The sequence below is a fragment of the Phreatobacter aquaticus genome, assembly GCF_005160265.1.
GTDB classification, from domain to species: domain Bacteria; phylum Pseudomonadota; class Alphaproteobacteria; order Rhizobiales; family Phreatobacteraceae; genus Phreatobacter; species Phreatobacter aquaticus.
Window position 1 is genome coordinate 1,784,270 of sequence record NZ_CP039865.1, and the last position, 25,040, is coordinate 1,809,309.

A 25,040-nucleotide genomic window follows, 5' to 3' on the forward strand; every position below is an offset into this window, starting at 1 on the left:
CGCTATGGTCCGCGGCGAATGAAGCCGCGACCGTCGCGCGGCCGTGACGACACCCGAGGATATGTCCATGCGCCCCGACACCGTGACCCGCACCGGCGGTCAGATCCTGGTCGATCAGCTCGTCGCCCAGGGCGCCGACCATTGCTTCTGCGTGCCCGGCGAGAGCTATCTCGCCGTGCTGGACGCGCTGCATGACGCCAAGTGTCAGGTCACCATCTGCCGGGCCGAAGGCGGCGCTGCCATGATGGCAGAGGCCCATGGCAAGCTCACGGGACGTCCAGGCATCTGCATGGTCACCCGCGGCCCCGGCGCCACCAATGCCTCGCCGGGCATCCACATCGCCCAGCAGGATTCGACCCCGATGATCCTGTTCGTCGGCCAGATCGAGCGCGGCATGCGCGGACGCGATGCCTTCCAGGAGGTGGACTACACCCAGCTCTTCGGCGGCATGTGCAAATGGGTCGCCGAGATCGACGATGCTGCCCGCATCCCGGAAATGGTGGCGCGGGCCTACGCCACCGCCATGCAGGGCCGTCCCGGCCCCGTCGTCCTCGTCCTGCCCGAGGACATGCTGACCGAAAGCGCCTCCGTCCCCGACGCTCCCTATGTCGAGGCTGCCGAGACCTGGCCCGGCAACACCGACATGATGAAGCTGCAGAAGATGCTCTGGGCGGCGCAGAAGCCGGTGCTCATCCTCGGCGGCTCGCGCTGGTCGGCCAAGGCGACCGCGGCCATCGCGCGCTTTGCCGAGCGTTTCGACCTGCCGGTCATCTGCCAGTTCCGCCGTCAGATGCTGTTTAGCAGCGACCATCCGAACTATGCCGGCGACCTCGGCCTCGGCGGAAATCCCTCGATGATCAAGCTGATCCAGGAGAGCGATCTCGTCATCGCGCTCGGCGGCCGCCTCTCCGAGATCGCGTCGCAGAGCTACACGCTGTTCGACATCCCGCAGCCGAGCCAGCCCTTCGTCCACATTCATCCCGGCGCAGAGGAACTCGGCCGCGTCTATCAGGCGACGCTGGCGATCCAGGCAAGCCCGACGGCCTTCGCCGCCGCCGCCGAGGGCCTGCAGCCGCCGCAGACGCTCGCCTGGGCCGGCCGCGCCACCACCGCTCACGAGAGCTATCTCGGCTGGACCGGCAATCCCGCGCGCCTGCCGGGCAAGCTGCAGTACGGCGAGATCATGGCCTGGCTGCGCGACCGCCTTCCGGACAATTCCGTCATCTGCAACGGCGCCGGCAACTACGCGATCTGGGTGCACCGCTTCCTGCGCTTCAAGCAGTTCGGCTCGCAGCTCGCCCCGACCTCGGGCTCGATGGGCTATGGCACGCCGGCTGCAGTTGCCGCCAAGCGCATCAATCCGGAAAAGACCGTCGTCGCCTTTGCGGGCGACGGCTGCTTCATGATGAACGGCCAGGAATTCGCCACCGCCTGCCAGTACGATCTGCCGATCATCGTCATCGTCGTCGACAACGGCATGTACGGCACGATCCGCATGCATCAGGAGCGCGACTATCCGACCCGCGTCTCGGCTACCACGCTGAAGAACCCGGATTTCGCCGCGCTCGCCCGCGCCTATGGCGGCCACGGCGAGACGGTCCGCGAGACGGCGGAATTCGCGCCGGCCTTCGAGCGGGCGGTGGCCTCCGGCAAGCCGGCAATCCTCCACTGCTTCCTCGACCAGCAGGCGATCACGCCGACCACGACGATCGACGCGATCCGCGAGAAGGCCTTCGCCGCGAAGAAGTGACGCTCACCCGTTCAGATGACAGGCCGACAGCCGTCCTGGCGCGATCTCCCTCAGCGCCGGGATATCCGTCTTGCAGCGCGCCATGGCGAGCGGGCAGCGCGGATGGAAATGGCAGCCTGACGGTGGATTGAGCGGCGAGGGGATCTCGCCCTCGATCGGCTTGAACTGCCGCTTGCCGGTGTCCACCCGCGGCACTTCGGCGAGCAGTGCCTGCGTATAGGGATGGTTTGGCGTCGAGAACAGCTCTTCCGCCGGTGCCAGTTCGACGATCCGGCCGAGATAGAGGATCGCCACCCGGTCTGCGACGTGCCTGACCACGCCGAGATCGTGGCTGATGAACAGATAGGTGAGGCCGAAGTCCTCGCGCAGCTTCATGAACAGGTTCAAGACCTGCGCCTGGATCGACACGTCGAGCGCCGCCACGCTCTCGTCCGCGACGATCATCTTCGGCTTCACCGCCAGCGCCCGGGCAATGCCGATGCGCGCCCGCTGGCCGCCCGAGAACTGGTGCGGATAGCGCTTGGCATAGGCCGGGTCGAGCCCGACTTTGCGCATGAGATCAGAGAGATAGGCCTCAGCGTCGGCCTTCGCGACAATGCCGTGATAGATCGGCGCCTCGATGATCGCATCGCCGATCCGCATGCGCGGATTGAGCGACGACATCGGGTCCTGGAACACCATCTGCACCGCCAGTTCGGCCGCCCGCTTCTCCGCGCCGGAGAGCTTTTTGCGCTCCTTGTCCTGGAACAGGATGGAGCCCTCGCTCTCGTTCCAGATGCCCGCGATGATGCGGCCGAGCGTCGACTTGCCCGAGCCACTCTCGCCGACGAGGCCCAGCACTTCGCCGGGCATCACCTTCAGGTCGACATGATCGAGCGCATGGACCACCTCGCGCTTCGGACCGGCGCCGAGGAGCCCAGCCAGCTTGGCTGCCAAATCGGGTTCTTTCGAGAAGCGCTTGGAGACGCCGCGGGTTTCGATGATCGGCGTCGTCATGCGGCCACTCCGTCGAGAACCGGGTGGAAGCAGCGCAGCCGCCGGTCGGGCAGCGGCCGGGTCTCTTCCGGCGGCGCCAATGTGCAATCGGGCCTGGCCGCGACGCAGCGCGGCGCGAAGGCACAGCCGGTCGGCAGCTTCAGGAGGTTTGGCGTCATGCCGGCGATCTGGGCAAGCGGCACACCGCGCGCATTGCGGCTCGGCAGGCTCTCCAGGAGGCCCTTGGTGTAGGGATGGGCAGGGTTTGCCAGCACGTCGGCGGTCGCACCTTCCTCCACCACGCGGCCGGCATACATGACCGCCACCCGGTCGGCGAGACCGGAGACGATGGCGAGGTCATGGGTGATCCAGACCAGGGCCGTGCCGGTATTGGCGGCAAGCTTCTGCACCTCGGCGAGGATCTGCGCCTGGATCGTCACGTCGAGAGCCGTCGTCGGTTCGTCGGCGATGATGAGCGCCGGCTTGTGCAGCAGTGCGATCGCGATCGCCACGCGCTGGCGCATGCCGCCGGAGAACTGGTGCGGATAGCTCTCCAGCCGCTGATCGGGCGAGGCGATGCCGACCTGCACCAGCGCCTCGCGGCAGCGCTCGCGGGCGCTCTCCGTCGAGACGTCCTCGTGGGCCTGGATCGTCTCGATCATCTGGGTGTCGACGCGCAGCACCGGATTAAGCGTCATCATCGGGTCCTGGAAGATCATGGCGACCTTCTTGCCCCGGATGGTCCGCCAATGCGCCTCGTCATAGCGGGCGGCATCCTCGCCCATGATCTTGATCGAGCCGGAGACGATCCGGCCCGGCGGGTCGATCAGCCCGAGGATGGAAAAGCCGGTCACCGTCTTGCCGGAGCCGCTCTCGCCGACAAGGCCGAGCACCTCGCCCCGCTCGACCTTGAACGACACGCCGTCGACCGCCTTCACCACGCCGCCGCGGGTGAAGAAATGCGTCTTGAGATCCTGGACCTCGAGGACCGGAGCCATGCTGTCGCTCACTTCTTCAGGCGCGGGTTCAACAGGTCGCGCAGATGGTCGCCGACCAGGTTGATGAGCAGGATGGTGATGAGCAGCGCGATGCCCGGGAATACGCTGACCCAGTACTTGCCTGAGAGGATGTACTTGTAGCCGTTGGAGATCAGCAGGCCGAGCGAGGGCTCGGTGATGGGCACGCCGACGCCGAGAAACGACAGGACGGCCTCCAGCGACACCGCATGCGCCACCTGCACGGTCGCCACGACGATCAGCGGCGGCAGGCAGTTCGGCAGGAGGTGGCGGAAGATGACCCGGTACTTCGGCAGGGCCAGGCACTGCGCCGCCTCGATATATTCGCGCCTGCGCTCGACCAGCGCGCCGCCGCGCACGGTGCGGGCATAATAGGCCCATTGGGTGGCCACCAGAGCGAGAATGACCTTGTCGATGCCCTTGCCGAGCACGGCCAGCAGGATCAGCGCGATCAGGATCGCCGGGAACGACAGCTGCAGATCGACCAGCCGCATGATGACGGCATCGACCTTGCCGCCGAAGAAGGCGGCGATGACGCCGACCGTCAGTCCCACCACCAGCGCGATCAGGGTCGCCGCGGCGGCGACGAACAGCGACAGGCGCAGGCCATAGATCATGGCGGAGAGCATGTCGCGGCCCTGGTCGTCGGTGCCGAGCAGGTACAGCTTGCCCTCAAGCGACCTCTCGCCCGGCGCCAACATGTTGTCCATGATCGAGATCTGGTTGAGATCGTAGGGGTTCTGCGGCGTCAGCCAGGGCGCGAAGATGGAGACCAGCGTCAGCAGCGTCACCAGCGCCAGGGCGCCGACGGCAACGCGGTTCTCGCTGAACTCGGAGACGAAGCGGCGGAACGGCGTCTCCACATCGGTGGCAATGGCGGCAGGTGCCGGCAGCGCGGTATCGGTCATCGGGCGGCCCTCGCGCTTACTTCTCGATATCCTGCAGGCGAACCCGCGGATCGAGGATCGAATAGAGGATGTCGACGGTCAGGTTGATCACAACGAACATCACCACGACCACCATCAGGTAGGCGACGATGACCGGGCGATCGAGCCGGTAGATGGAATCGATCAGGAGCTTGCCCATGCCGGGCCAGGCGAAGACTGTCTCCGTCACCACCGCGAAGGCGATCATCGCGCCAAGCTCCAGGCCGAGCACGGTCACCACCGGGATCAGGATGTTCTTCAGAACATGGACGCCGATGATCCGGCGCGGCGACAGGCCTTTGGCGCGGGCGAACCGGACATAGTCCTGCAGCATGGCCTCGCGCGTGCCGGCATAGGCAAGGCGGATGACCAGCGAGGTCTTGTAGATGGCAAGCGTCAGCGCCGGCATCAGCAGGTTCGGCCAGCCCGACGGATTGAGCAGCGAGAGCTCCACCCCGAACAGCGTGCCTGTGGGGCCACGCCCGCCGGCCGGCAGCCATTGCAGCGTTACCGCGAACAAGAGGATCATCATGATGCCGAACCAGAAGTTCGGCAGCGAGAAACCGACGATCGAACCGGAGACGATCGAGCGGCCAACGATCGTGTCGTGTTTCAGTCCGGCAATGACGCCGAGCGGGATGCCGATCATCGCGGTCATGAACAGGGCCAGCACGGCCAGTTCCATGGTCGCCGGCATGCGCGAGACGATCAGCCCCATGGCATCGACGCCGTGGACGAAACTCTTGCCGAAATCGCCGTGCAGCATGTTCCAGACGAAGACGCCGAACTGGACATAGAGCGGCTTGTCGAGACCGAGCCGGGCGATCGCCGCGTCGCGCTCGGTCTGGTCAGCGTCGGGAGCGAGCAGGATGTCGATCGGATTGCCGATCGCATAGACGCCCATGAAGACGAGCACGGCCATGGCGGCGACCACGAAGGCGCTCTGGCCGAGACGTCGGAGAATGAAGACGAGCATGGGCGGTTCCCCGTGGATCGGGATGTCGGGGCGTGCCCCTCCCGGCGAACCGGAAGGGGCAGGGGCGGCTCGCGCGTTACGGAGCCGGCCGCACCAGTTCGGCGCGCGTGTACTGGTTCATCTGCGCCTCGTAGGTCAGGCCCTTGCGGAACGCCCAGACCGACACTTCGAAATGCAGCGGCAGCAGGCCGAAATCGGCCATCGACATGCGCGAGGCCTCCGCCAGCAGCGCGTTGCGCTTGGCATCGTCCACCATGGTCAGCGCCTCCACGACCTTGGCGTCAACGGCCGCGTTCGAATAGCCGCCCGGATTGGTCGTGCCCATGCCGCGATTGCGGTCGGGCGTCGAGATCAGGGCGCGCAGCGGGTTCGACATCTCGCCGGTATCGGCGCCCCATCCGGCCAGCCAGAAGCCGAACTCGGCGCGATTGCGGCGCGCGAAGAAGGTGGAGGCGGTCATCGCCTCGACCTGCGTCTTGATGCCGATGCGGGTGAGCATCTGGGCGACCGCCTGGGCGATCTGGCCGTCATTGATGTAGCGATCGTTCGGGGTCGCGAGCGTGATCGAGAAGCCGTTGGGGAACCCGGCCTCGGCGAGCAGGCGCTTGGCGCGGTCGAGATCGGGACGGGCGGGCTTGGCGTCCGCATTGGTGCCGGGCAGCGGGCTCGGCAGCATTTCGGCCGCCGCCACCGCGACGCCGCCCATGATGCGGGCAACGATCGCATCGCGGTCAAGCGCCAGGCTGAAGGCCTCGCGCACGCGCCGGTCGCGGAACGGGTTCTTGCCACCGGTGTCGGTGACGCCCGGCGGCGGCGTCTCGGTCAGGTAGTTGAAGTGCAGGTAGATGATCCGGCTCGACAGGGCCTGCACGGTCGCGAATTGGGGATTGGCGCGGATGCGCGGCAGATCCTGGATCGGCGGGTTCTCGATGAAGTCGACATCACCGGCGAGCAGGGCCGCGACGCGCGCGGCGGCCTGGGTGATCGGACGGAAGGTGACCTTCGACCAGGCCGGCTTCGGACCCCAATAGGCGTCGTTGCGCTCGACCACGATCCGGTCGCCACGCGTGAACTGGGTGTAGCGATAGGGACCCGTGCCGATGGCAAGCTTCAGCGAGTTGAAGTCCTCGGTCTTCGGCCAGGCGTCCACACCGGCACAGCCAGCGCGATTGAAGGCAAGGTTCTCCGGCGCGCCAGCGGCCTTGGCCGAGATGATCGCGATATTGGCGGTCTCGATCGGCAGCAGCGGATGCGGCGCCGTCGTGGTCATCACGATCGTATAGGGATCCGGCGCGGTCATGGTCGCGACAGCGCGGGTGTTGACGATGAAGGAGGAGGGCGAGTTCTCGACCTTCGGAATGCGGCAATAGGAGAAGATCACGTCGCGGGCGGTGAGCTCGGTGCCATCAGAGAACTTGACGCCGCGGCGGAGCTTGAACTCCCAGGTGGTGGCATCGACTGCGCGATAGCTCTCGGCGAGCCGCGGGATCGGCTGCTGGTTCTTGTCCTGATCGAGCAGGCTCTCGAACACGTGCCAGCGCAGCTGGATGTTCGGCGTCAGATTGTGAAAGTGCGGATCGGCCGAGCTCGGCTCGGACGACAAGCCCACCCGGAGCTCCTGTGCGGCGGCCGGTCCGACCAGCACGAAGGCGGTCGCGGCTGCAGCCAGGATGTGATGAAGTCGACGCATGTCGTTCCCCTGCTTCTGATCAGATTGAAAAGGCGGACTGAACGCCACCCTTGGTCGAAGCAAATGCCAAATCCGCGGCGCGAGCTAGCCCCGTCCGGCAACGCCGCTGCGACATAGCGCGCCTGAAGCGTTTGGACAGCCCTGTCCGCACCGCTCTTCACAACAGCTTCTTTTTCATCCAGATTATCGTCAATCAAAATATCATAGCGTTTTGTTATAGTGTCTATAGCGCGCGCCACCGTTCCTGACGACGCCGGCGCCCTCTCCGAGGGTGTGCGGGGCTTTGCCTCCATGCGCGACCTGGAGGTTCTGCGGGCGCTGGTTGTCGCCCGCAAGATGACGGCGGCTGCCACCCAGCTTGGCATTTCCCAGCCGGCGGTCAGCCGCACCATTGCTCTGCTGGAGGAACGCTCGGGTCGGCAGCTGTTCCGCCGCGAGGGCGGCCGCCTGGTGCCGACGGCCGATGCCCTGGCGCTGTTCGCCGAGACGACACCGGTCTTCGATGCGCTCTCCAAGCTGGATCGCTTTTCGTGGAACGCGCAATCGCATGAGCCGCTGCGTGTGGTCGCGCCGGCGACCATCGCCCATCACTTCCTGCAGCGCGTGATCGCCGGCTATCTCGCGGCCCAACCGGAAGAGACGGTGTCGCTGGAGATCACCACATCGCCGGATGTCTTTGCCGCCGTCGCCGACCGCAAGGCCGATATCGGCATCTCCGACAGCTACATCTCCCATCCGGCCCTGCTGCGGGAGCCGTTCCGGCGCTCCTTCGCGGTCTGCGCGCTGCCGGCCGGCCATCGTCTCGCCGACCGTCCGCATATCCAGGCCTCCGATCTCGACGGCGAGAACTTCGTCTCCTTCGCGCGGCGCCTCACCATCCGCGCGACGCTCGACCGCATCTTTGCCGAGGCCGGCGCGCGCCCCAAGGTCCGTTGCGAGACCGCAACCGTCGTCTCCGCCGTCGAGATGGTACGCTCTGGCGTCGGCCTGTCCGTGTTCAATCCGTTCCCGGTGGCGCTGCGCCCCGACATCGGCGTGGTCTTCCGCCCCTTCCTGCCACGGGTCGCCTACGAGACCGCCTTCATCTTTGCCGCCGAAGGGCCAGCAAGCCCCGCTGCCCGCCGGCTTGCCGACTTCACCCGCAGCCAGCCCATCGAAGACATCTATTCCGCCGCCATTGCCTGAAAGGTCATCATGTCACCGCTCTCGACTCCCGACATTCTCGCCAAGCTGATCTCGTTCGACACGACGAGCCGGAACTCGAACCTGCCGCTGATCGACTGGGTGGAGACCTATCTCGACGGGTTCGGGCTGAAGGGCGAGCGGGTCTATGACGAGACCGGCAAGAAGGCCAATCTCTGGGTGACGATCGGTCCGAGCGATGTCGCGGGCTATGTGTTGTCCGGCCATGTCGATGTCGTGCCGGTCGATGGCCAGAACTGGTCGACCGATCCGTTCCAGATGGTTGAGAAGGACGGCAAGTTCTTCGGCCGCGGCACCTGCGACATGAAGGGCTTCGTCGCCTCCGCGCTCGCCGCCGTTCCCGCCATGGTGAAAGCGCCGCTCGCCAAGCCCATCCATCTCGCCATCTCCTATGACGAGGAGGTCGGCTGCCGCGGCGTGCGCACGCTGCTCGCCGTGCTGAAGGAGCGGCCGCTGAAGCCCGAGGCCTGTTTCGTCGGCGAACCGACCAACATGCAGGTGATCACCGCCCACAAGACCGGCCGGCCCATGCGCTGCACGGTGCGCGGCAAGGAGGCCCATTCCTCGCTCCGGCCCTTCGGCGTCAGCGCCATCGAGGAAGGCGCCAAGCTGATCGTCAAGATCAACGAGATCGGCCAGCGGCTCGCCGCCCGCAAGGATCTCGACATGCTCTATTCCGTCCCCTTCAGCACCACCTCGGTCGGCGTCATCAAGGGCGGCACGGTGCGCAACATCGTCGCCGGCGAATGCGTCATCGATTTCGACCTGCGCTGCGTGCCGGGCGACGATCCCTATGTCATCGTTGCCGAGCTTGAGGCCTATGCCCGCGATGTGCTGGAGCCGCCGATGAAGGCGATAGACCCCGCCTGCGGCTTCACCTTCGAGGAATTGTCGCTGGTGCCCGGTCTCGATACCCCGGCCGATGCAGCCGTGACCGTGCTCGCCAAGCACCTGGCTGGGCGAAATGACCATGCCAAGGTCGCCTATGGCACCGAAGCCGGCCTGTTCCACGAGATCGGCATTCCCACCGTCGTGGTCGGCCCGGGCTCGATCGAGCAGGCCCACAAGCCCGACGAATATGTCGAGGCGATCGAACTCACCAAGTCCGACGACTTCATTGCCCGGCTGATCGACCACGCCCGCCGCCATTGATCCCGGCGCAAAGTCACCGCCGGGGCGGTTTTTGCTGTCCCCGGCGGCATTTTTGCTATAGAGACGCGGCCCGCCATCCCGGCGGCTGTGGACAATTATGAAGTTTCTGGATCAGGCGAAGGTCTACGTGAAGTCGGGCGCGGGTGGCGCCGGCTGTGTCTCGTTCCATCGCGCCAAGTTTGTCGAGTTCGGCGGCCCTGACGGCGGCGACGGCGGTCGCGGCGGCGATGTCGTCGTGCAATGCGTCGATGGCCTGAACACCCTGATCGACTACCGCTACCAGCAGCACTTCAAGGCCAAGACCGGCGTCCACGGCATGGGCCGTGATCGTGCGGGCGCCCGCGGCGCCGATGTCGTGCTGAAGGTGCCGGCCGGCACCCAGATCTTCGAGGAAGACGGTGAGACGCTGGTCGCCGACCTCACCGAGGTCGGCCAGAAGGTCGTGCTGTTCCAGGGCGGCAATGGCGGCTTCGGCAATGCCCATTTCAAGAGCTCGACCAACCAGTCGCCGCGCCACGCCAATCCCGGCCAGCCGGGCATCGAGGCCTGGATCATCCTCCGGCTGAAGCTGATCGCCGATGCCGGCCTGGTCGGCATGCCCAATGCGGGCAAGTCGACCTTCCTGGCCGCCACCACCGCCGCCAAGCCGAAGATCGCCGATTATCCGTTCACGACGCTCCATCCGGGCCTCGGCGTGGTCCGTGCTGTCGGCCGCGAATTCGTGCTCGCCGACATTCCCGGCCTCATCGAGGGCGCCCACGAGGGCCATGGCCTCGGCGACCGGTTCCTCGGCCATGTCGAGCGCTGCCGCGTGCTCCTGCATCTCGTCGACGGCACCGGCGACCATGCCGGCAAGGCCTACAAGCTGGTGCGCGAGGAGATCGAAGCCTATGGCGGCGATCTCGCGTCGAAGCCCGAGATTGTCGCCTTGTCCAAGGTCGATGCGCTCGATCCGGCCACCCGCAAGGAACAGATGGCGCGGCTGAAGCGGGCGGCCAAGCGCGCCCCGCTCGCCCTGTCGGCGGCGTCCGGCGAGGGTGTCGAGGCGGCCCTGACCGAACTCCTGATGATCATCGACGGTGCGCGCGCGGCCGAGGCCCCGCCCAAGGTCATCGTCGAGGACGACGTTCCGGTTGCGACCACCTGGCGGCCCTGATGGCCGTTCGGCAGGCTGGCTGAACGGCGTCGAACCCGCCAGATTGCGCCCCCGCGCACGTTTGGAGGCATCGCCATGCCGCTCGACCGACGTATCCAGGATCTTCTCGGCATCGACCTGCCGATCCTCCAGGCTCCCATGGCCGGCGCTCAAGGCGCCGGCATGGCCATTGCCGTATCCGAGGCCGGTGGGCTCGGAGCCTTGCCCTGCGCTCTGCTCTCGGTGGCGCAGGCGCGCACCGAACTCGGCATCATCCGGCAGCGCACCAGCCGGCCGATCAACCTGAACTTCTTCTGCCACAAGCCGCCCGTTCCGGATGCTGCCCGCGAAGCGCAATGGCGGGCGCGGCTCGCCGGCTATTACCGGGAACTGGGCATTGATCCCGAAGGTCCGATCCCAGCGTCCAACCGCGCGCCGTTCGACGATGCCTTCTGCGAGCTTGTCGAGGAATTCCGCCCCGAGATCGTCAGCTTTCATTTCGGTCTGCCCGAGGAGCGTCTGGTCAATCGCGTCCATGCGGCCGGTGCCAGGGTCCTGTCGTCCGCCACCACTGCGGCGGAAGCCCGCTGGCTGGCGGATCACGGCTGTGACGCGATCATTGCCCAGGGCAACGAGGCTGGCGGCCATCGCGGGATTTTCCTCGGAGAGGACGTCGGCGCCCAGCCCGGCACCCTGGCGCTGGTGCCGCAGGTGGTGGATGCGGTGAAGCTGCCGGTGATCGCGGCCGGCGGCATCACGGACGCCCGCGGCATCGTCGCCGCCTTCGCGCTCGGCGCCTCCGCAGTCCAGGTCGGTACGGCCTATCTCTTCACACCTGAGGCGACGATCACGCCCATGCACCGGGCGGCGCTCGCCCGCGCCACGGACGATGGCACCGCCCTGACGAACCTGTTCACCGGCCGCCCGGCGCGGGGGCTCGTCAACCGCGTGATGCGTGAGATCGGCCCGCTCTCCACTGATGCCCCAGCCTTCCCGACCGCAGGTGGCGCGCTGGCCCCGCTCAAGGCACGGGCGGAAGCGGCAGGATCGGCGGATTTTTCGTCGCTCTGGTCGGGCCAGGCGGCGGCCCTCGGCCGCGCCATGCCAGCGGGGGATCTGACCCGGTTGCTGGCATCGGAAGCGAAAGCGCTGCTCTCGGCCTTGTCCTGATCACTCGTTGCCGGTGCTGGCTCGGCTGAAACGCTTGCGGATCCGCATCAGCAGCATGTCGCGCACCTCGCGATAGGCCTCCAGCCGCTGCTCCCGTGACCCCTGCGCGAGCGTCGGATCCGGGGTCGGCCAGTATTCGACCTCCATGTCGAGCGTGCGGGTGAGGTCCAGCGCCTTGTGGTGGGCGTCGGGCGCCAGCGTCACCACCAGGTCGAAGTTCAGCCCCTCCCACTCTTCCAGCTCTTCCAAGGTCTTCGGCCTGGTCTTCTGGGTGTCGATGCCGATCTCGTCCATCACCGCGTCGACGAAGGGGTCATGCTCGCCCTTGTGCACGCCCGCGCTCTCGACGAACACGGTGCGCCCGTGGAAATGCTTCATGAGGGCCGCAGCCATCGGCGAGCGCACCTGGTTCATGCCGCATGCGAACAGGACAGCCTGAGGGTTGCGGCGGCGGTCGGACAAGCCTCAGCCTTTCCAGTGCAGGACCGAGATCAGCGTGAACAGCCGCCGTGCCGTATCGAAATCGAATTCGAGCTTGTCCTTCAGCCGCTCGGTGAGCGTCTCCGAGCCCTCGTTGTGCAGGCCGCGGCGGGCCATGTCGATGGTCTCGATCTGGGCTGGCGTCGCGGTGCGGATCGCCTCGTAATAGCTGTCGCAGATCATGAAATAGTCCTTCACGATCCGCCGGAACGGCGTCAGCGACAGGATATGGGTAACGACCTGCCGGCCATCCTCGTGCTTCACGTCGAGGACGAGCTTGCCCTCGGAGAGCGAGATCGCCAGCGCGAACGGCCCTTCGTCCGTGCCCTTGGGCGCGAAACTGTTCTGCTCGAGCAGGTCGTAGATGGCGATCGCGCGCTCGTGCTCGATATCGGCCGACGGGCGCCCGATTGACGCTTCGTCCAGCGTCACCGCCACAAGTCGCCGCGACGTCTTCGGAGCCGTCATGCCATGCCTCCGGAAGGGTCGATCCCCTCTGTCTCGCTTATCCGAGATTCATCCGGATCGCCACCGATCGTGCGTGGGCGGCAAGACCTTCGGCTTCACCCAATGCGATGGCGGCCGGCCCGAGCGCCCGCAACTGGTCCGGCCCGCATTTCAGGATCGAGGTCCGCTTCATGAAATCGAGCACGCCGAGGCCCGACGAGAAGCGCGCCGAGCGTGCCGTCGGCAGCACATGGTTGGAGCCGCCGACATAGTCGCCGATCGCCTCCGGCGTGTGACCGCCGAGGAAGATCGCGCCGGCATTGCGGATGCGGGCGGACAGCGCCTCGCCGTCCTCGACGATGATCTCCAGATGTTCGGCGGCGATCCGGTCGGCGAGCGGCACGGCCTCGTCCAGTGACCGCACCTGGATGACCGCGCCGAAGTCGCGCCAGCTGGCGCCGGCGATGTCGGCGCGCGGCAGAGTGGCGAGCTGGCTCTCGACGCTGGCAATGACCGCCTCGGCCAGGGATGCGTCGTCAGTGATCAGCAGCGACTGGGCCGCGACGTCGTGCTCGGCCTGGGCCAGCAGGTCGGCGGCGATCCAGTCGGGATTGGCGGTGCCGTCGGCGATCACCAGAACTTCGGACGGACCGGCGATCATGTCGATGCCGACCGTGCCGAACACCTGCCGCTTGGCGGCCGCGACATAGGCATTGCCGGGCCCCATGATCTTGGCGACCGGGCGGATGGTCTCGGTGCCATGGGCGAGCGCGAAGACCGCCTGCGCGCCGCCGATCCGATAGACCTCGTCGACGCCGGCCAGCTCGGCGGCCGCTAGCACCAGCGGGTTGAGAATGCCGCCCGGCGCCGGCACGACCATGACGATCCTAGGGCAGCCCGCAACCTTCGCCGGAATGGCGTTCATCAGGACGGAAGACGGATAGGCGGCGGTGCCGCCGGGCACATAAAGGCCCACCGCCTCGATGGCGGTCCAGCGATAGCCGAGCTCGACACCCAGCGCGTCGACGAAGCGATCGTCCTTCGGCTTCTGGCGCTCGTGATAGGAGCGGATGCGGGTCGCCGCGAGCCGGAGAGCCTCGAGCGTCCGGGCATCGCATTGGGCGGTCGCGGCCGCGATCTCCTCCGGCGTCACGCGCAGCGTCGCGGGCGTCAGCGTCAGCCGGTCGAACCGGGCCGTATAGTCGATCAGCGCCTGGTCGCCGCGTGCGATCACCTCGGCGCCGATCGCCTTGACGGTCTGGCTGACCTCCTCCGAGACCTCGCGCTTCATGGCGAGAAGCTCGACGAAGCGGGCCTCGAAATCAGCGGTCGCGGTGGACAGTCGGATGGGCATGGCGATGTTCCTGATCGGCGGGAGCCATGCGGGACGAGGTTCCCGGCGTCAAGTGCGGCGGGTTGCCGGGCTGTTGCGGCACCTATGTCCGGTCGGTTGCGCGCATGGGCGGCGCCTGCCATTCAGGCCGCAACGGAGACAGGCCATGGACATCAAGACCCAGCCCGGCGCCATGCCGGGGAACATCCCGGAGAACGCGCCGCAGCCCGCCGATTTCAAGCCGGTGGCCTGGGCGCGCGACCTGCTGCGCAGCGTGCGCACGGCGGCGCTGGGCACGATCGACCGCAATACCGGCCATCCCGTCACAACGCTGGTGACCGTTGCGACCGATACCGACGGCTCGCCCATCATCTCCATCTCCAACCTGTCGAGCCATACGGCGAACCTCAAGGCCGATCCGCGGGCGTCGCTGCTGCTCGCACGCACCGGCAAGGGCGATCCGCTCGCCCATCCGCGCCTCACCGTGCTCGGCGCCTTCGAGAAGATCACTGACGACGCCACGCGCGCCCGGCTGCGCGGCCGGTTCCTCCTGCGCAATCCGAAGTCGCAGATCTATATCGACTTCCCCGATTTCAGCATCTGGCGGCTGTCGGTTGCTGCCGGCCATCTCAATGGCGGCTTTGCCCGTGCCGCCGATCTGCCGGCTTCCGACCTGATCATCGACGTCGCCGATGCCGCGGACCTCATCGCGTCGGAGGCGGGCGCCATCGCGCATATGAACGACGACCATGCCGAGGCCGTGTCTCTCTATGCGACGGTTCTGGCCGGCGAGGATCCCGGCCCCTGGCGCATGACCGGCGCTGATCCCGAAGGTTTCGAACTCGCCGCGGGGGACCGCACCGCCCGCGTCCTGTTCCCCGAGCGCGTGACCACCGGCGACCAGCTGCACAAGACGCTGGTCACGATGGTGCGCGCAGCGCGGGCGAAGGCGAGCTGAGGCGGCGGCTCAGCCGCTCCTGGGCGCCAGATAGCCGCCGAGCACCGTCTCGACGATCTGCTCGGCGAGCTTGTCACGATGCGGACGGTCCTCGCCGGGGCGAGGCGAGTACCAGACTGCCACCCAGTTGAGCGCTCCGAGGATCGTGCGCATGGCGAGCGAGGGGTCGGGCACCTTTAGAGATCCATCGGCTTGCCCCTCGGCGAAGACCTTGCGGAACAGGTCCTCATAGGTGAAGCGCAGCCGCATCAGGTCTTCCAGCACCACCTTGTGTTCGTCGCTCGGCGAGCCGAACCGGTAGAGGTCGACGCCGAGCGTCAGCGAACGCTGGAAGGTCTGGGATTCCATCATGGCCAGCGTGTGGGCCTTGGCGAGACCGAACAGCCGTCGCTCCGCCGTGCCGGCGTCCGCCATCGCCGGCGCTGCCCCCTGCATAAGGATTTCCATCGCGCGCCGGTAGACCTCGAAGAACAGGTCCGGCTTGGACGGGAAGTGGTGGTAGACGCGTCCCTTGGTGGCGCCGAGCGCGTCGGCGACATCGTCCATGGAGGTGGCCTCGTAGCCCCGCCGCATGAAACATTCGGCAGCCGCCGCGAGAACCTCCTCGCGACGGGCATGGGACTGGCGGGCCTGCGGCAGGGCGGTCATCGGCACTCGATCGGCTGGAAGGGGATCAGTCGACATCCGGCAGGGCGTGATCGGCGAATTGCTTGCGCAATGTCAGCTTCGACACCTTGCCAGTCGCGGTCAGCGGCAGCTGATCGACGAAGACGACGTCATCCGGCATTTGCCATTTTGCGATCGCCTTTTCCAGTGTCGCAAGCACCTCTTCCTTCTTGGGATCGGCGCCGGAGGCCCTGACCGCGATCATCAGCGGCCGCTCCTGCCATTTCGGATGGGGCACGCCGATCACGGCGCAGGCGGCGATGCCCGGATGCGACAGGGCGGCATTCTCGACATCGATCGAGGAGATCCACTCGCCGCCCGATTTCACCAGGTCCTTGGTGCGGTCGACGATGATCAGATAGCCGTCCGGCGTGATCTTGGCGACGTCGCCCGTGCCGAACCAGCCCTCGGCATCGAAGGCCTTCGCGCTGGCCTCCGGGTTCTCGTAATAGCCGGAAATGATGCCGGGTCCCTTGACGAACAATTCGCCCGAGGCCTCGCCGTCATGGGGCAGGCGCTTGCCCGCCTCATCGACGATCTTCAGCTCGACGCCGAACATCCGGCGGCCCTGCCGGGCCTTCAGGTCGATCCGCTCCTCGATGGGCTTGTCGCGATCCTTCGGCGGCAAGGTGCCAAGCGTGCCGACCGGGCTCATCTCGGTCATGCCCCAGCCGTGGACGACGGAGATATCCATCTTTTCGAAGGCCTCGATCATGGCGCGCGGCGCCGCCGAGCCGCCAATGATCACCTCGCCAAGCGCCGAGGGCTTCTTGCCCCGCTTCTGGATTTCCGCCAGCAAGCCCATCCAGACGGTTGGCACGCCCCAGGACGAGAAGACCTTCTCGCTCTCGAGCAGATCATAGAGGTTCGGGCCGTCGAGCTTCACACCCGGCATGATCAGGTTGAGCCCGATGATCGGCGCCGTATAGGGCAGGCCCCAGGCATTGACGTGGAACAGCGGCACCACCGGCAGGATCGTCTGGCCCGAGCGCAGGCCCGGCATGCCGGAGGTCAGGGTGAACAGCGCGTGCAGCATCACCGAGCGCTGCGAATAGAGCGCGCCCTTGGGCTCGCCGGTCGTACCCGACGTGTAGCAGAGCGAGACGCCGGCATTCTCGTCGATGGTCGGCCAGGCGATGCAGGTCGGCTGTCCCGCCAGCAGATCCTCATAGGCCAGCACGCCCTCCAGCCCCTCGCCGGTCGGCTTGTGGGCGGCGTCGCACATGGCGACATAGATCAGGTCCTTCGGCCAATGGGCGCGCATCTTGGCGACGAGCGGCGCCAGATTGATATCGAAGAACATCACGCGGTCCTTGGCGTGATTGACGATGTAGACCAGCTGTTCCGGGAACAGCCGCGGATTGATCGTGTGGCAGACCGCGCCGATGCCGCCGATCGCGTAATAGAGCTCGAGATGGCGGTAGCCGTTCCAGGCGAGTGTCGCCACGCGGTCGCCCTCCTTCACGCCGAGGGCCTTCAGCGCATGGGCGAGCTGCGCGGTGCGTGGCAGCATCTGTCCGAAGGTCGTGCGGTGCATGCCGCCCTCGATCGCCGCCGAGACGATCGCCGCGTCGGGATACATCTCCGCGCCATATTCGAGTGCCGCTGACACGTTCAGCGGGGTGTCCATCATCATGCCGCGTACCATGGCGGTCTCCTCCCTGGATTGTCCGCCGTTGATCGGCGGTTGATCGTTGGTCTTCAGGCCCGTGCCGTCCGGTCGAGTGCCGCGGCAAAAAGTTCGCCGCGCTTGGGACAAACCCTCTCGACAAGTCTGCCGAGCCTGAACATACTCATCAGTATGTCCTTGCTCAGGCAAGGCCGTCAACGAATGAAGCAGTCGAGCCTGCGGAAAACCGCCGGGCCAGAACGGGAGGCGTCCGATGGAAGCGCTGGACCAATTCCGGCGGGATACACGCGCGTGGCTGGAGGCGAATTGCCCGGCCGAGATGCGCGTGCCCGTGCGCGGCGACGACGACATCTGCTGGGGTGGCCGCAACTGGGTGTTCAAGTCGGAAGCGCAGCGCGTCTGGCTGGAGCGGATGGCGGCCCGTGGCTGGACCGTACCGGCCTGGCCTAGGGAATATGGCGGCGGCGGTCTCTCCCATGAGGAGGTGACGATCCTCAAGCAGGAGATGGCCGCCATCAAGGCGCGCTCGCCGCTGGAGAGCTTCGGCATCTGGATGCTCGGCCCGGCCTTGCTGGCGTTCGGCTCTCATGAGCAGAAGCTCGAATATCTGCCGCCGATCGCGCGCGGCGAGATCCGCTGGTGCCAGGGCTATTCGGAGCCCAATGCCGGCTCCGACCTCGCTTCGCTGCAGACCCGCGCCGACGATGGCGGCGACCATTTCGTCGTCACCGGCTCGAAGATCTGGACGAGCTATGCCGACAAGGCCGACATGATCTTCTGCCTGGTGCGGACCGACTTCTCCGCGGCCAAGCATCTCGGCATCTCGTTCATTCTCTTCGACATGACCTGGCCCGGCGTCTCGACCAAGCCGATCATGCTGATCTCCGGCAAGTCGCCGTTCTGCGAGACCTTCTTCGACGGTGTGAAGGTGCCGAAGGCCAATCTGGTCGGCACGCTCAACCGCGGCTGGGATATCGCCAAATACCTGCTCACCCACGAGCGCGAGATGATCGGCGGCGGTGGCGGCGGATTGCTCGGCGGTCGCTCGCCCGGCCAGCTGGCCGCACAGGAGATCGGCGTCGGCGACGACGGCCGGCTCGCCGATCCGTTCCTGCGCGTCGACATGGCGCGCGCCGAGGTCGACGCGCTGGCCTTCGCCCTCACCATGACCCGCTACAAGGACGAAGCGGCCTCCGGCGGCCGCGGCGTCGGCGACAAGTCCTCCGTGCTCAAATATTACGGCACCGAGCTGAACAAGCGCCGCTACGAACTGATGATGCGGGCGGCTGGGACCCAAGGCCTCGAATGGGAAGGCGCCCGCACCAATGACGGCGAATTGCCGCGTGGCTGGCTGCGCACCAAGGCCAATTCGATCGAGGGCGGCACGTCGGAGGTGATGCTCGACATCGTCGCCAAGCGCCTCCTGCAACTGCCGTCCGCGTAAGGGGTCGAAGCCATGCTCGTTCATGACGAAGACCAGCGCCTGCTGGCCGATGCGGCCAAGGGCTTCATCCAGGAAAAGGCGCCTGTCGCCGCGCTCCGCAAGCTGCGCGACGAGAAGGTCGCCGACGGCTTCGACCGCGACCTCTGGCGCCAGATGGCCGAGATGGGCTGGACCGGCATTCTCGTGCCGGAGGAGGCGGGTGGTCTCGGCTTCGGCTTTGTCGGCGCCGGCATCATCTGCGAGGAAATGGGCCGCACGCTGACCGCCTCGCCCTTCCTCTCCACGGCCATGATGGCGGCGACCGCCGTCTCGCGGGCGGGCTCTCCCGCCCAGAAGGAGCGCTGGCTTCCGGCCATTGCGGCGGGCGAGACGATCATCGCGACAGCGATCGACGAGGGCCGCAAGCACGCGCCGGAAAAGACGGCGCTCAAGGCGGAAGTCTCCGGCAACGGGTTCAGGCTGTCAGGCGCCAAGACCTATGTCGCCGATGGTCAGGTGGCGGACGCCTTCCTGGTCGCGGCCCGTACCGCAGGATCGGCTGGCGAGACCAAGGGCATCAGCCTGTTCCTGGTGGATTCGAAGCTTGCGGGCGTGTCCTCCGAGCGTGTCGTCACTCTGGATTCCCGCGGCGCAGCCCATGTCAGTTTCGACAATGTGCAGATCACCGGTGCGGACGTGCTGGGCGAGATCGATGATGGCTTAGGCCTGCTCGAGATCGTCCTCGGCGCCGGGCGTGCAGGCCTCGCCGCCGAACTCTCCGGCAATGCCCAGGAAAGCTTCGGCCGCACCGTCGACTATCTGAAAGAGCGCAAGCAGTTCGGCCGCACCATCGGCGCCTTCCAGGCCCTGCAGCATCGCGCCGCCCATCTGTTCAGCGAGATCGAGATCGCGAAATCCGCCGTGCTCGGTGCGCTCCAGGCGCTCGATGCCGATCCTGCCGGGGCCGCACTTGCGGTCTCGCTGGCCAAGTCCAAGGCGGCGTCGGTTGCCCGGCTCGCCGCCCAGGAGGCGATCCAGATGCATGGCGGCATCGGCATGACCGACGCCATCGACATCGGCCTGTTCGCCAAGCGCATGCAGGTGGCCTCCGAACTCTATGGCGATGCCGATTTCCACGCCGATCGCGTGGCGCTGGCGCGTGGGTTCTGACCGGAGTGGATGAGATGACCTTTCTCGAAACCCTGTTCGGCCTGAAGGGCAAGACAGCACTGGTGACCGGTGGCGCCACCGGCATTGGCCGCATGGGCGCCGAGGCGCTGGTCATGGCCGGCGCCCGGGTCCTGATCGCCTCGCGCAAGGCGGATGCCTGCGAAGCCGTGGCGAAGGAGCTCAATGCGCTCGGCGGTTCGGGCTCGGCCGAAGGCTTCGGCGGCGACGTCGGCACGGAAGCGGGCGTCAAGGCGCTGGCCGACGAGGTCCGCTCCCGCACCGACCGTCTCGACATCCTCTGGAACAATGCCGGCAAGACCTGGGGCACGCCGCTCGGCGCCTTCCCGTTCAAGGCCTGGGACGGCGTCATGTCGGTCAATGTGGCCGGCCTGTTCACGCTGACCCAGGAATTGCTGCCGCTTCTCGAGAAGAACGCCAGCACCGACGATCCCGCCCGCGTGGTCAATGTCGGTTCGGTCATGGGCACGATCCCCGTCGGGGCCGGCGCCTATTCCTATGCCGCCTCCAAGTCGGCCGTGCACCACCTCACCCGCATCCTCGCTCTGGAACTGGCGGGACGCCGCATCACCGTCAATGCACTGGCGCCCGGTCCCTTCATCAGCCGAATGACCGCCTTTGCACTGTCGTCGGATGAAGGGCAGGCTCACGCGGCGGCGGATACGCCGATCGGACGGATCGGCCGGCCGAGCGACATCATGGGCTGCCTCCTGTTCCTGTGCGGACGCGGCGGCGCCTATACGACCGGCGCGATCCTGCCGGTCGACGGCGGCATTCATGTCGATTCCGGCCACAAGCTCTTCGGAGGAGAGTGACCCCCCATGGCAGCAGAGATGACCATTGACGAGATGAAGGCGCAGATCGGCCAGGAGATCGGCGTCTCCAAATGGTTCGAGATCAGCCAGGCGACCATCAACTCCTTCGCCGATCTGACCCACGATCTCCAGTTCATCCATATCGATCCGGTGGCCGCGGCGAAGACGCCGTTCGGCACCACCATCGCCCACGGCTTCCTCACCGTGTCCTATCTGTCGGCCTTCGCCATTGACGCTCTGCCGGGGGTTGCCGGCCGGGTGATGGGCGTCAACTACGGCTTCGACAAGCTGCGCATGATGAGCCCGGTGAAGTCCGGATCAAAGATCCGCGGCCGCTTCGTGCTGAAGGCGCTGGACTCCAAGAGCCCGCAGCAGCACCAACTGACCTATGCGGTCACCGTCGAGATCGAGGGAGGCGACAAGCCGGCCCTCATCGCCGACTGGGTGACGCTCGCCTATACCAAGTGAAGGACTGACAGCATGACCATTCGTTTCGACGGGCGCGTCGCCATCGTCACGGGAGCCGGCAACGGACTCGGCCGGTCCCACGCGCTGGGCCTGGCCAGCCGTGGCGCCAAGGTGGTGATCGTCGATTTCGGCGGCGCACGTGACGGCACCGGCGGATCGTCGGAAGCCGCCGAGAAGGTGGTCGCCGAGATCAAGGCCGCCGGCGGCGAGGCGATGGCGCATGGCGCCAATGTCGCCGATTTCGCCCAGGTTCAGGACATGGTCGCCAAGACCATGGCGAAGTGGGGCCGCATCGACATTCTCATCAACAATGCCGGCATCCTGCGCGACAAGACCTTCGTCAAGATGGAGCTGCCGGACTTCGAGGCCGTGATGGCCGTGCACCTGATGGGCACGGTCAACTGCACCAAGGCGGTGTGGGAGATCATGCGCGCCCAGAATTACGGGCGCATCGTGTTCACCTCGTCGTCGTCGGGGCTCTACGGCAATTTCGGCCAGTCGAACTATGGCGCCGCCAAATCCGCCATGGTCGGCCTGATGAACGTGCTGCATCTTGAAGGCGCCAAGAACGACATCCGCGTCAACACGCTGGCGCCGACGGCGGCCACCCGTATGACCTCCGACCTGCTGCCGCCGGATGCGCTGCAATTGCTGACGCCGGAATCGATCACGCCCGGTGTTCTGTTCCTCGTCAGCGACAAGGCGCCGTCGCGCGTCATCCTCTGCGCGGGCGCCGGCGCCTTCGCCCGCACCATGATCTACGAGACCGAGGGCATCTATCTCGACGAGGCCGAGCGTACGCCGGAGACCATTGCCGCCCGGTTCGACGACATCTCGAATCCCGACGGCCAGAAGGCGCTGCAGGGCGCCTTCGAGCAGACAACAAAATTTGCCATGAAGGCCGCGGCTGCCAAGGGCGTTGCCCTTCCGCCCCGCGGCTGATCAGATTTCAAGGAGAAGCGCCATGCGCGAAGCCGTCATCGTCTCCACTGCCCGCACGGGCCTTGCCAAGTCGTTCCGAGGCGCCCTCAACAACACCCATGGTGCATCCATGGGCGGTCATGCCACCCGTCACGCCATCGCCCGCGCCGGCATCGATCCGGGCGAGGTCGAGGACGTGATCGTTGGCTGCGCCAATCCGGAAGGCGCCACCGGCTCCAATATCGCGCGCCAGATGGCGATCTCGGCCGGCTGCCCGGTCACCGTGTCGGGCGTCACGGTCAACCGCTTCTGCTCGTCGGGCCTGCAGACCATCGCCATGGGCGCCCAGCGCATCCTGGCCGGCGAAGGCGACATCTATGCCGCCGGCGGCGTGGAATCGATCTCGCTGGTCCAGAACAGCTTCAACAAGTCGAACCTGATCGACCCCTGGCTGAAGGCCAACAAGCCCGACATCTACATGTCGATGCTGCAGACCGCCGAGACGGTCGCCAAGCGCTACAACATCCCGCGCCAGCTGCAGGACGAGTATGGCGTCGAGAGCCAGCGCCGCGCCGCCGCCGCTCGCCAGGGCCGCAAGTTCGACGACGAGATCGTGCCGTTCACCACCTCGATGACCAAGTTCGAGATGAACGACAAGAAGGAGGTCGTGCGCACCTGGCAGGAGGAGGTCACTCTCTCCGAGGACGAGGGCATCCGCGCCGACACGACCTATGAGGGCGTGTCCAAGATCCGCCCGGCGCTCGAGGGCGGTGTCATCTCCGCTGGCAATGCCAGCCAGTTCTCGGACGGCGCTTCCATGGCCATCATCATGGATTCCAAGCTTGCCGAGCAGCGCAACCTCAAGCCGCTCGGCATCTTCAAGGGCTTCGCGGTCGCTGGTTGCGAGCCCGACGAGATGGGCATCGGCCCGGTCTTCGCCGTGCCGAAGCTTCTGAAGCGCGCCGGCCTCAAGGTCGAGGACATCGACCTGTGGGAGCTGAACGAAGCCTTTGCCGTGCAGGTCATCTATTCGCGCGACAAGCTCGGCATCCCCAATGACCGGCTGAACGTCAATGGCGGCGCCATCGCGGTCGGCCATCCCTATGGCGTCTCGGGCGCCCGCCTGGTCGGCCATGCGCTGATCGAGGGCAAGCGCCGCGGCGCGAAGCACGTGGTGGTCACCATGTGCATCGGTGGCGGCATGGGTGCCGCTGGTCTGTTCGAGGTCGCCTGACCTCTTCTACAATCCGGTGGGATGGCGGGGTTTGACCCCTGCCGTCTCGCCCATTCGACGAGAGCCGCGCCAAGCGGCCAGTTGTTTCGAGAGGAAACCCCGTGCGTCCCGAACTACCGCCCCCGGCGGCCGGGCGCCATCACAGGAGGATCACCATGTCCCGTCTCAATCGCCGTCAGGTCATTGGCTCCGGCATTGCCGCCGCTGCCCTGTCCACCATGCCGCTGCGGGCCCAGGGCGCGCCGGTCAAGATCGCGTTCATCGATCCGCTCTCGGGCTTCATGGCCCCGGTCGGTGACGGTGGGCTCAAGCAGTTCGAGTTCGAGTGCGAGCGCATCAATGCGGCCGGCGGTGTTGCCGGCGGGCGCAAGCTCGAAGTCGTCGGCATGGACAACAAGCTCAACCCGCAGGAATCGATCGTCCAGCTTGAGAAGGCGATCGACCAGGGCGTCCGCTACATCGCCCAGGGCAACGGTTCCTCGGTCGCCTCGGCGCTTGTCGATGCCATCGAGAAGCACAATGCGCGCAACCCGCGCCAGACCGTGATGTATCTGAACTATGCCGCGGTCGATCCGGTCTTCACCAACGACAAGTGCTCGTTCTGGCACTTCCGCTTCGATGCCGATTCCGACATGAAGATGTCGGCCATGACCGACTACATCAAGGCTCAGGCGGATCTGAAGCGCATCTACATCATCGGCCAGGACTATTCCTTCGGTAAGGCGGTGGCCGATGCCGCGGTGAAGATGCTCGGAGCCAAGCGCCCTGACATCCAGATCGTCGGCAACGAGCTGCATCCGTTGGCCCGAGTCCGCGATTTCTCGCCCTACATCACCAAGATGCGTGCCGCCGGCGCCCAGGCCGTCATCACCGGCAACTGGGGCAATGACATGCAGCTCCTGATCAAGGCCTCGTCGGATGCGGGCTTCAACGTGCCCTATTTCACCTATTACGGCGGTGGCCTCGGCGCGGTCGCCGGCATGGGCAAGCCCGCTGTCGGCCTGGTGCGCCAGATCACCGAATGGCACGCCAACATCCCCGATATCGGCATGGATGACATCGTCCGCGCCTTCAAGGCCAAGCACCGCGACCTCGACTACTACTATTATCGGGTCAAGGTGATGTTCGACATGCTGGCCAAGGCGATGAACGACACCAAATCGGTCGATGTGCGCGAGGTCGCCCTGGCGCTCGAGGGCATGGAGATCAAGATCGAGACCGGTACGGCCTCGATGCGCAAGGACAATCACCAGCTCATCCAGCCGCTCTACATCTCGACGCTGGCCGAGAACGTGAAGTTCGACGTCGACAACACCGGTCTCGGCTTCAAGACCGACATCAAGATCGAGGGTCCCGCAACGTCGATGGCCTCGACCTGCCAGATGCGGCGTCCCGCCAGCTGATCCGCCAAGGACCAGAGGAATCGCGGCGGAGGGCATCCCTCCGCCGCGCCCAGCGGCCAGTCGATCCCCGGAGGCTCTCCG

The 25,040-nt window shown here is 66.5% G+C and carries 23 protein-coding genes; 13 read left to right on the plus strand and 10 right to left on the minus strand.

Going from position 1 to position 25,040, the window contains the following annotated elements; translation table 11 throughout:
• Window positions 1-67 precede the first annotated feature (67 nt).
• Entirely contained in the window at window positions 68-1,750 is a 1,683-nt protein-coding gene (locus E8L99_RS08340) for a thiamine pyrophosphate-binding protein (RefSeq protein ID WP_391527480.1), read from the plus strand.
• 3 nt (window positions 1,751-1,753) lie between these two features.
• Here E8L99_RS08340 and E8L99_RS08345 read toward each other — a convergent pair whose 3' ends face one another.
• The 5 genes from E8L99_RS08345 to E8L99_RS08365 all read right to left on the minus strand — a co-directional run bounded on the left by E8L99_RS08345 (window position 1,754) and on the right by E8L99_RS08365 (window position 7,333).
• Window positions 1,754-2,746, minus strand: coding sequence for an ABC transporter ATP-binding protein (locus E8L99_RS08345; RefSeq protein WP_137099105.1), 993 nt, complete (start codon window positions 2,744-2,746; stop codon window positions 1,754-1,756).
• Window positions 2,743-3,723: an ABC transporter ATP-binding protein gene (locus E8L99_RS08350; RefSeq protein ID WP_137099106.1), complete on the minus strand. Its 981-nt coding sequence runs from the start codon at window positions 3,721-3,723 to the stop codon at window positions 2,743-2,745. Before E8L99_RS08350 ends, E8L99_RS08345 begins: the two co-directional genes overlap by 4 nt.
• A gap of 8 nt (window positions 3,724-3,731) precedes the next feature.
• The gene (locus E8L99_RS08355; RefSeq protein WP_137099107.1) at window positions 3,732-4,649 is read right to left on the minus strand and encodes an ABC transporter permease; all 918 of its coding nucleotides are present in this window, start codon (window positions 4,647-4,649) and stop codon (window positions 3,732-3,734) included.
• A gap of 16 nt (window positions 4,650-4,665) precedes the next feature.
• Complete coding sequence (locus E8L99_RS08360) at window positions 4,666-5,643, minus strand: ABC transporter permease (RefSeq protein ID WP_137099108.1); 978 nt, start codon at window positions 5,641-5,643, stop codon at window positions 4,666-4,668.
• Between the two features lie 76 nt (window positions 5,644-5,719).
• A complete protein-coding gene (locus E8L99_RS08365; protein ID WP_137099109.1) occupies window positions 5,720-7,333 on the minus strand; it encodes an ABC transporter substrate-binding protein in 1,614 nt (537 codons plus the stop codon).
• Window positions 7,334-7,624: 291 nt separating this feature from the next.
• Here E8L99_RS08365 and E8L99_RS08370 point away from each other — a divergent pair, with 291 nt between their 5' ends.
• The 4 genes from E8L99_RS08370 (at window position 7,625) to E8L99_RS08385 (ending at window position 11,993) form a co-directional block, all read left to right on the plus strand.
• Window positions 7,625-8,518: a LysR family transcriptional regulator gene (locus E8L99_RS08370; protein WP_137099110.1), complete on the plus strand. Its 894-nt coding sequence runs from the start codon at window positions 7,625-7,627 to the stop codon at window positions 8,516-8,518.
• A gap of 9 nt (window positions 8,519-8,527) precedes the next feature.
• Window positions 8,528-9,688 carry an acetylornithine deacetylase gene (gene argE, locus E8L99_RS08375; protein ID WP_137099111.1) on the plus strand — a complete coding sequence of 387 codons (1,161 nt, stop codon included), beginning with the start codon at window positions 8,528-8,530 and terminating at the stop codon, window positions 9,686-9,688.
• A gap of 97 nt (window positions 9,689-9,785) precedes the next feature.
• Window positions 9,786-10,844 carry a GTPase ObgE gene (obgE, locus tag E8L99_RS08380; protein WP_137099112.1) on the plus strand — a complete coding sequence of 353 codons (1,059 nt, stop codon included), beginning with the start codon at window positions 9,786-9,788 and terminating at the stop codon, window positions 10,842-10,844.
• Between the two features lie 75 nt (window positions 10,845-10,919).
• Window positions 10,920-11,993: an NAD(P)H-dependent flavin oxidoreductase gene (locus E8L99_RS08385; protein WP_137099113.1), complete on the plus strand. Its 1,074-nt coding sequence runs from the start codon at window positions 10,920-10,922 to the stop codon at window positions 11,991-11,993.
• Here E8L99_RS08385 and E8L99_RS08390 read toward each other — a convergent pair whose 3' ends face one another.
• Genes E8L99_RS08390 through hisD form a run of 3 tightly spaced genes read right to left on the minus strand, consistent with a single transcriptional unit; the run spans window position 11,994 to window position 14,274 of the window.
• Complete coding sequence (locus tag E8L99_RS08390; protein WP_256371383.1) at window positions 11,994-12,455, minus strand: arsenate-mycothiol transferase ArsC; 462 nt, start codon at window positions 12,453-12,455, stop codon at window positions 11,994-11,996.
• 3 nt (window positions 12,456-12,458) lie between these two features.
• Window positions 12,459-12,941, minus strand: coding sequence for a UPF0262 family protein (locus tag E8L99_RS08395; protein ID WP_137099114.1), 483 nt, complete (start codon window positions 12,939-12,941; stop codon window positions 12,459-12,461).
• Window positions 12,942-12,978: 37 nt separating this feature from the next.
• On the minus strand, window positions 12,979-14,274 hold the full coding sequence (gene hisD / locus E8L99_RS08400; RefSeq protein WP_137099115.1) for a histidinol dehydrogenase: 1,296 nt from the start codon (window positions 14,272-14,274) through the stop codon (window positions 12,979-12,981).
• Between the two features lie 145 nt (window positions 14,275-14,419).
• Here hisD and E8L99_RS08405 point away from each other — a divergent pair, with 145 nt between their 5' ends.
• Window positions 14,420-15,211: a HugZ family pyridoxamine 5'-phosphate oxidase gene (locus E8L99_RS08405; RefSeq protein ID WP_252511297.1), complete on the plus strand. Its 792-nt coding sequence runs from the start codon at window positions 14,420-14,422 to the stop codon at window positions 15,209-15,211.
• 9 nt (window positions 15,212-15,220) lie between these two features.
• On the opposite strand, the gene E8L99_RS08410 is transcribed toward E8L99_RS08405, so the two are convergent.
• Together E8L99_RS08410 and E8L99_RS08415 are read right to left on the minus strand one after the other, a co-directional pair.
• A complete protein-coding gene (locus E8L99_RS08410) occupies window positions 15,221-15,859 on the minus strand; it encodes a TetR/AcrR family transcriptional regulator (protein WP_168201607.1) in 639 nt (212 codons plus the stop codon).
• A 25-nt stretch (window positions 15,860-15,884) separates the two neighbouring features.
• Complete coding sequence (locus E8L99_RS08415; protein WP_137099117.1) at window positions 15,885-17,525, minus strand: long-chain fatty acid--CoA ligase; 1,641 nt, start codon at window positions 17,523-17,525, stop codon at window positions 15,885-15,887.
• A gap of 235 nt (window positions 17,526-17,760) precedes the next feature.
• Here E8L99_RS08415 and E8L99_RS08420 point away from each other — a divergent pair, with 235 nt between their 5' ends.
• The 7 genes from E8L99_RS08420 to E8L99_RS08450 all read left to right on the plus strand — a co-directional run bounded on the left by E8L99_RS08420 (window position 17,761) and on the right by E8L99_RS08450 (window position 24,959).
• Complete coding sequence (locus tag E8L99_RS08420) at window positions 17,761-18,951, plus strand: acyl-CoA dehydrogenase family protein (protein WP_137099118.1); 1,191 nt, start codon at window positions 17,761-17,763, stop codon at window positions 18,949-18,951.
• Window positions 18,952-18,963: 12 nt separating this feature from the next.
• On the plus strand, window positions 18,964-20,100 hold the full coding sequence (locus tag E8L99_RS08425) for an acyl-CoA dehydrogenase family protein (RefSeq protein ID WP_137099119.1): 1,137 nt from the start codon (window positions 18,964-18,966) through the stop codon (window positions 20,098-20,100).
• Between the two features lie 14 nt (window positions 20,101-20,114).
• Entirely contained in the window at window positions 20,115-20,933 is an 819-nt protein-coding gene (locus E8L99_RS08430; RefSeq protein WP_137099120.1) for an SDR family oxidoreductase, read from the plus strand.
• 6 nt (window positions 20,934-20,939) lie between these two features.
• Window positions 20,940-21,401, plus strand: coding sequence for a MaoC family dehydratase (locus E8L99_RS08435; protein ID WP_215907061.1), 462 nt, complete (start codon window positions 20,940-20,942; stop codon window positions 21,399-21,401).
• Window positions 21,402-21,413: 12 nt separating this feature from the next.
• Window positions 21,414-22,343, plus strand: coding sequence for an SDR family NAD(P)-dependent oxidoreductase (locus E8L99_RS08440; RefSeq protein ID WP_137099121.1), 930 nt, complete (start codon window positions 21,414-21,416; stop codon window positions 22,341-22,343).
• A 22-nt stretch (window positions 22,344-22,365) separates the two neighbouring features.
• Window positions 22,366-23,556, plus strand: a complete 1,191-nt coding sequence (locus E8L99_RS08445; protein ID WP_137099122.1) for an acetyl-CoA C-acyltransferase — start codon at window positions 22,366-22,368, stop codon at window positions 23,554-23,556.
• Between the two features lie 155 nt (window positions 23,557-23,711).
• Window positions 23,712-24,959 (plus strand): branched-chain amino acid ABC transporter substrate-binding protein, encoded by a 1,248-nt coding sequence (locus E8L99_RS08450; RefSeq protein WP_137099123.1) that lies wholly within the window; start codon window positions 23,712-23,714, stop codon window positions 24,957-24,959.
• The last annotated feature ends 81 nt before the right edge of the window (window positions 24,960-25,040 follow it).

Coding starts and splice junctions, on each gene's coding strand:
- E8L99_RS08395 (WP_137099114.1), bottom strand. CDS start 12,941: ATGACGGCTCCGAAGACGTCGCGGCGACTTGTGGCGGTGACGCTGGAC.
- E8L99_RS08345 (WP_137099105.1), bottom strand. CDS start 2,746: ATGACGACGCCGATCATCGAAACCCGCGGCGTCTCCAAGCGCTTCTCG.
- E8L99_RS08445 (WP_137099122.1), top strand. CDS start 22,366: ATGCGCGAAGCCGTCATCGTCTCCACTGCCCGCACGGGCCTTGCCAAG.
- obgE (WP_137099112.1), top strand. CDS start 9,786: ATGAAGTTTCTGGATCAGGCGAAGGTCTACGTGAAGTCGGGCGCGGGT.
- E8L99_RS08420 (WP_137099118.1), top strand. CDS start 17,761: ATGGAAGCGCTGGACCAATTCCGGCGGGATACACGCGCGTGGCTGGAG.
- E8L99_RS08415 (WP_137099117.1), bottom strand. CDS start 17,525: ATGGTACGCGGCATGATGATGGACACCCCGCTGAACGTGTCAGCGGCA.
- E8L99_RS08450 (WP_137099123.1), top strand. CDS start 23,712: ATGTCCCGTCTCAATCGCCGTCAGGTCATTGGCTCCGGCATTGCCGCC.
- E8L99_RS08355 (WP_137099107.1), bottom strand. CDS start 4,649: ATGACCGATACCGCGCTGCCGGCACCTGCCGCCATTGCCACCGATGTG.
- argE (WP_137099111.1), top strand. CDS start 8,528: ATGTCACCGCTCTCGACTCCCGACATTCTCGCCAAGCTGATCTCGTTC.
- E8L99_RS08425 (WP_137099119.1), top strand. CDS start 18,964: ATGCTCGTTCATGACGAAGACCAGCGCCTGCTGGCCGATGCGGCCAAG.
- E8L99_RS08365 (WP_137099109.1), bottom strand. CDS start 7,333: ATGCGTCGACTTCATCACATCCTGGCTGCAGCCGCGACCGCCTTCGTG.
- hisD (WP_137099115.1), bottom strand. CDS start 14,274: ATGCCCATCCGACTGTCCACCGCGACCGCTGATTTCGAGGCCCGCTTC.
- E8L99_RS08350 (WP_137099106.1), bottom strand. CDS start 3,723: ATGGCTCCGGTCCTCGAGGTCCAGGATCTCAAGACGCATTTCTTCACC.
- E8L99_RS08340 (WP_391527480.1), top strand. CDS start 68: ATGCGCCCCGACACCGTGACCCGCACCGGCGGTCAGATCCTGGTCGAT.
- E8L99_RS08440 (WP_137099121.1), top strand. CDS start 21,414: ATGACCATTCGTTTCGACGGGCGCGTCGCCATCGTCACGGGAGCCGGC.
- E8L99_RS08370 (WP_137099110.1), top strand. CDS start 7,625: ATGCGCGACCTGGAGGTTCTGCGGGCGCTGGTTGTCGCCCGCAAGATG.
- E8L99_RS08360 (WP_137099108.1), bottom strand. CDS start 5,643: ATGCTCGTCTTCATTCTCCGACGTCTCGGCCAGAGCGCCTTCGTGGTC.
- E8L99_RS08435 (WP_215907061.1), top strand. CDS start 20,940: ATGGCAGCAGAGATGACCATTGACGAGATGAAGGCGCAGATCGGCCAG.
- E8L99_RS08430 (WP_137099120.1), top strand. CDS start 20,115: ATGACCTTTCTCGAAACCCTGTTCGGCCTGAAGGGCAAGACAGCACTG.
- E8L99_RS08405 (WP_252511297.1), top strand. CDS start 14,420: ATGGACATCAAGACCCAGCCCGGCGCCATGCCGGGGAACATCCCGGAG.
- E8L99_RS08385 (WP_137099113.1), top strand. CDS start 10,920: ATGCCGCTCGACCGACGTATCCAGGATCTTCTCGGCATCGACCTGCCG.
- E8L99_RS08410 (WP_168201607.1), bottom strand. CDS start 15,859: ATGACCGCCCTGCCGCAGGCCCGCCAGTCCCATGCCCGTCGCGAGGAG.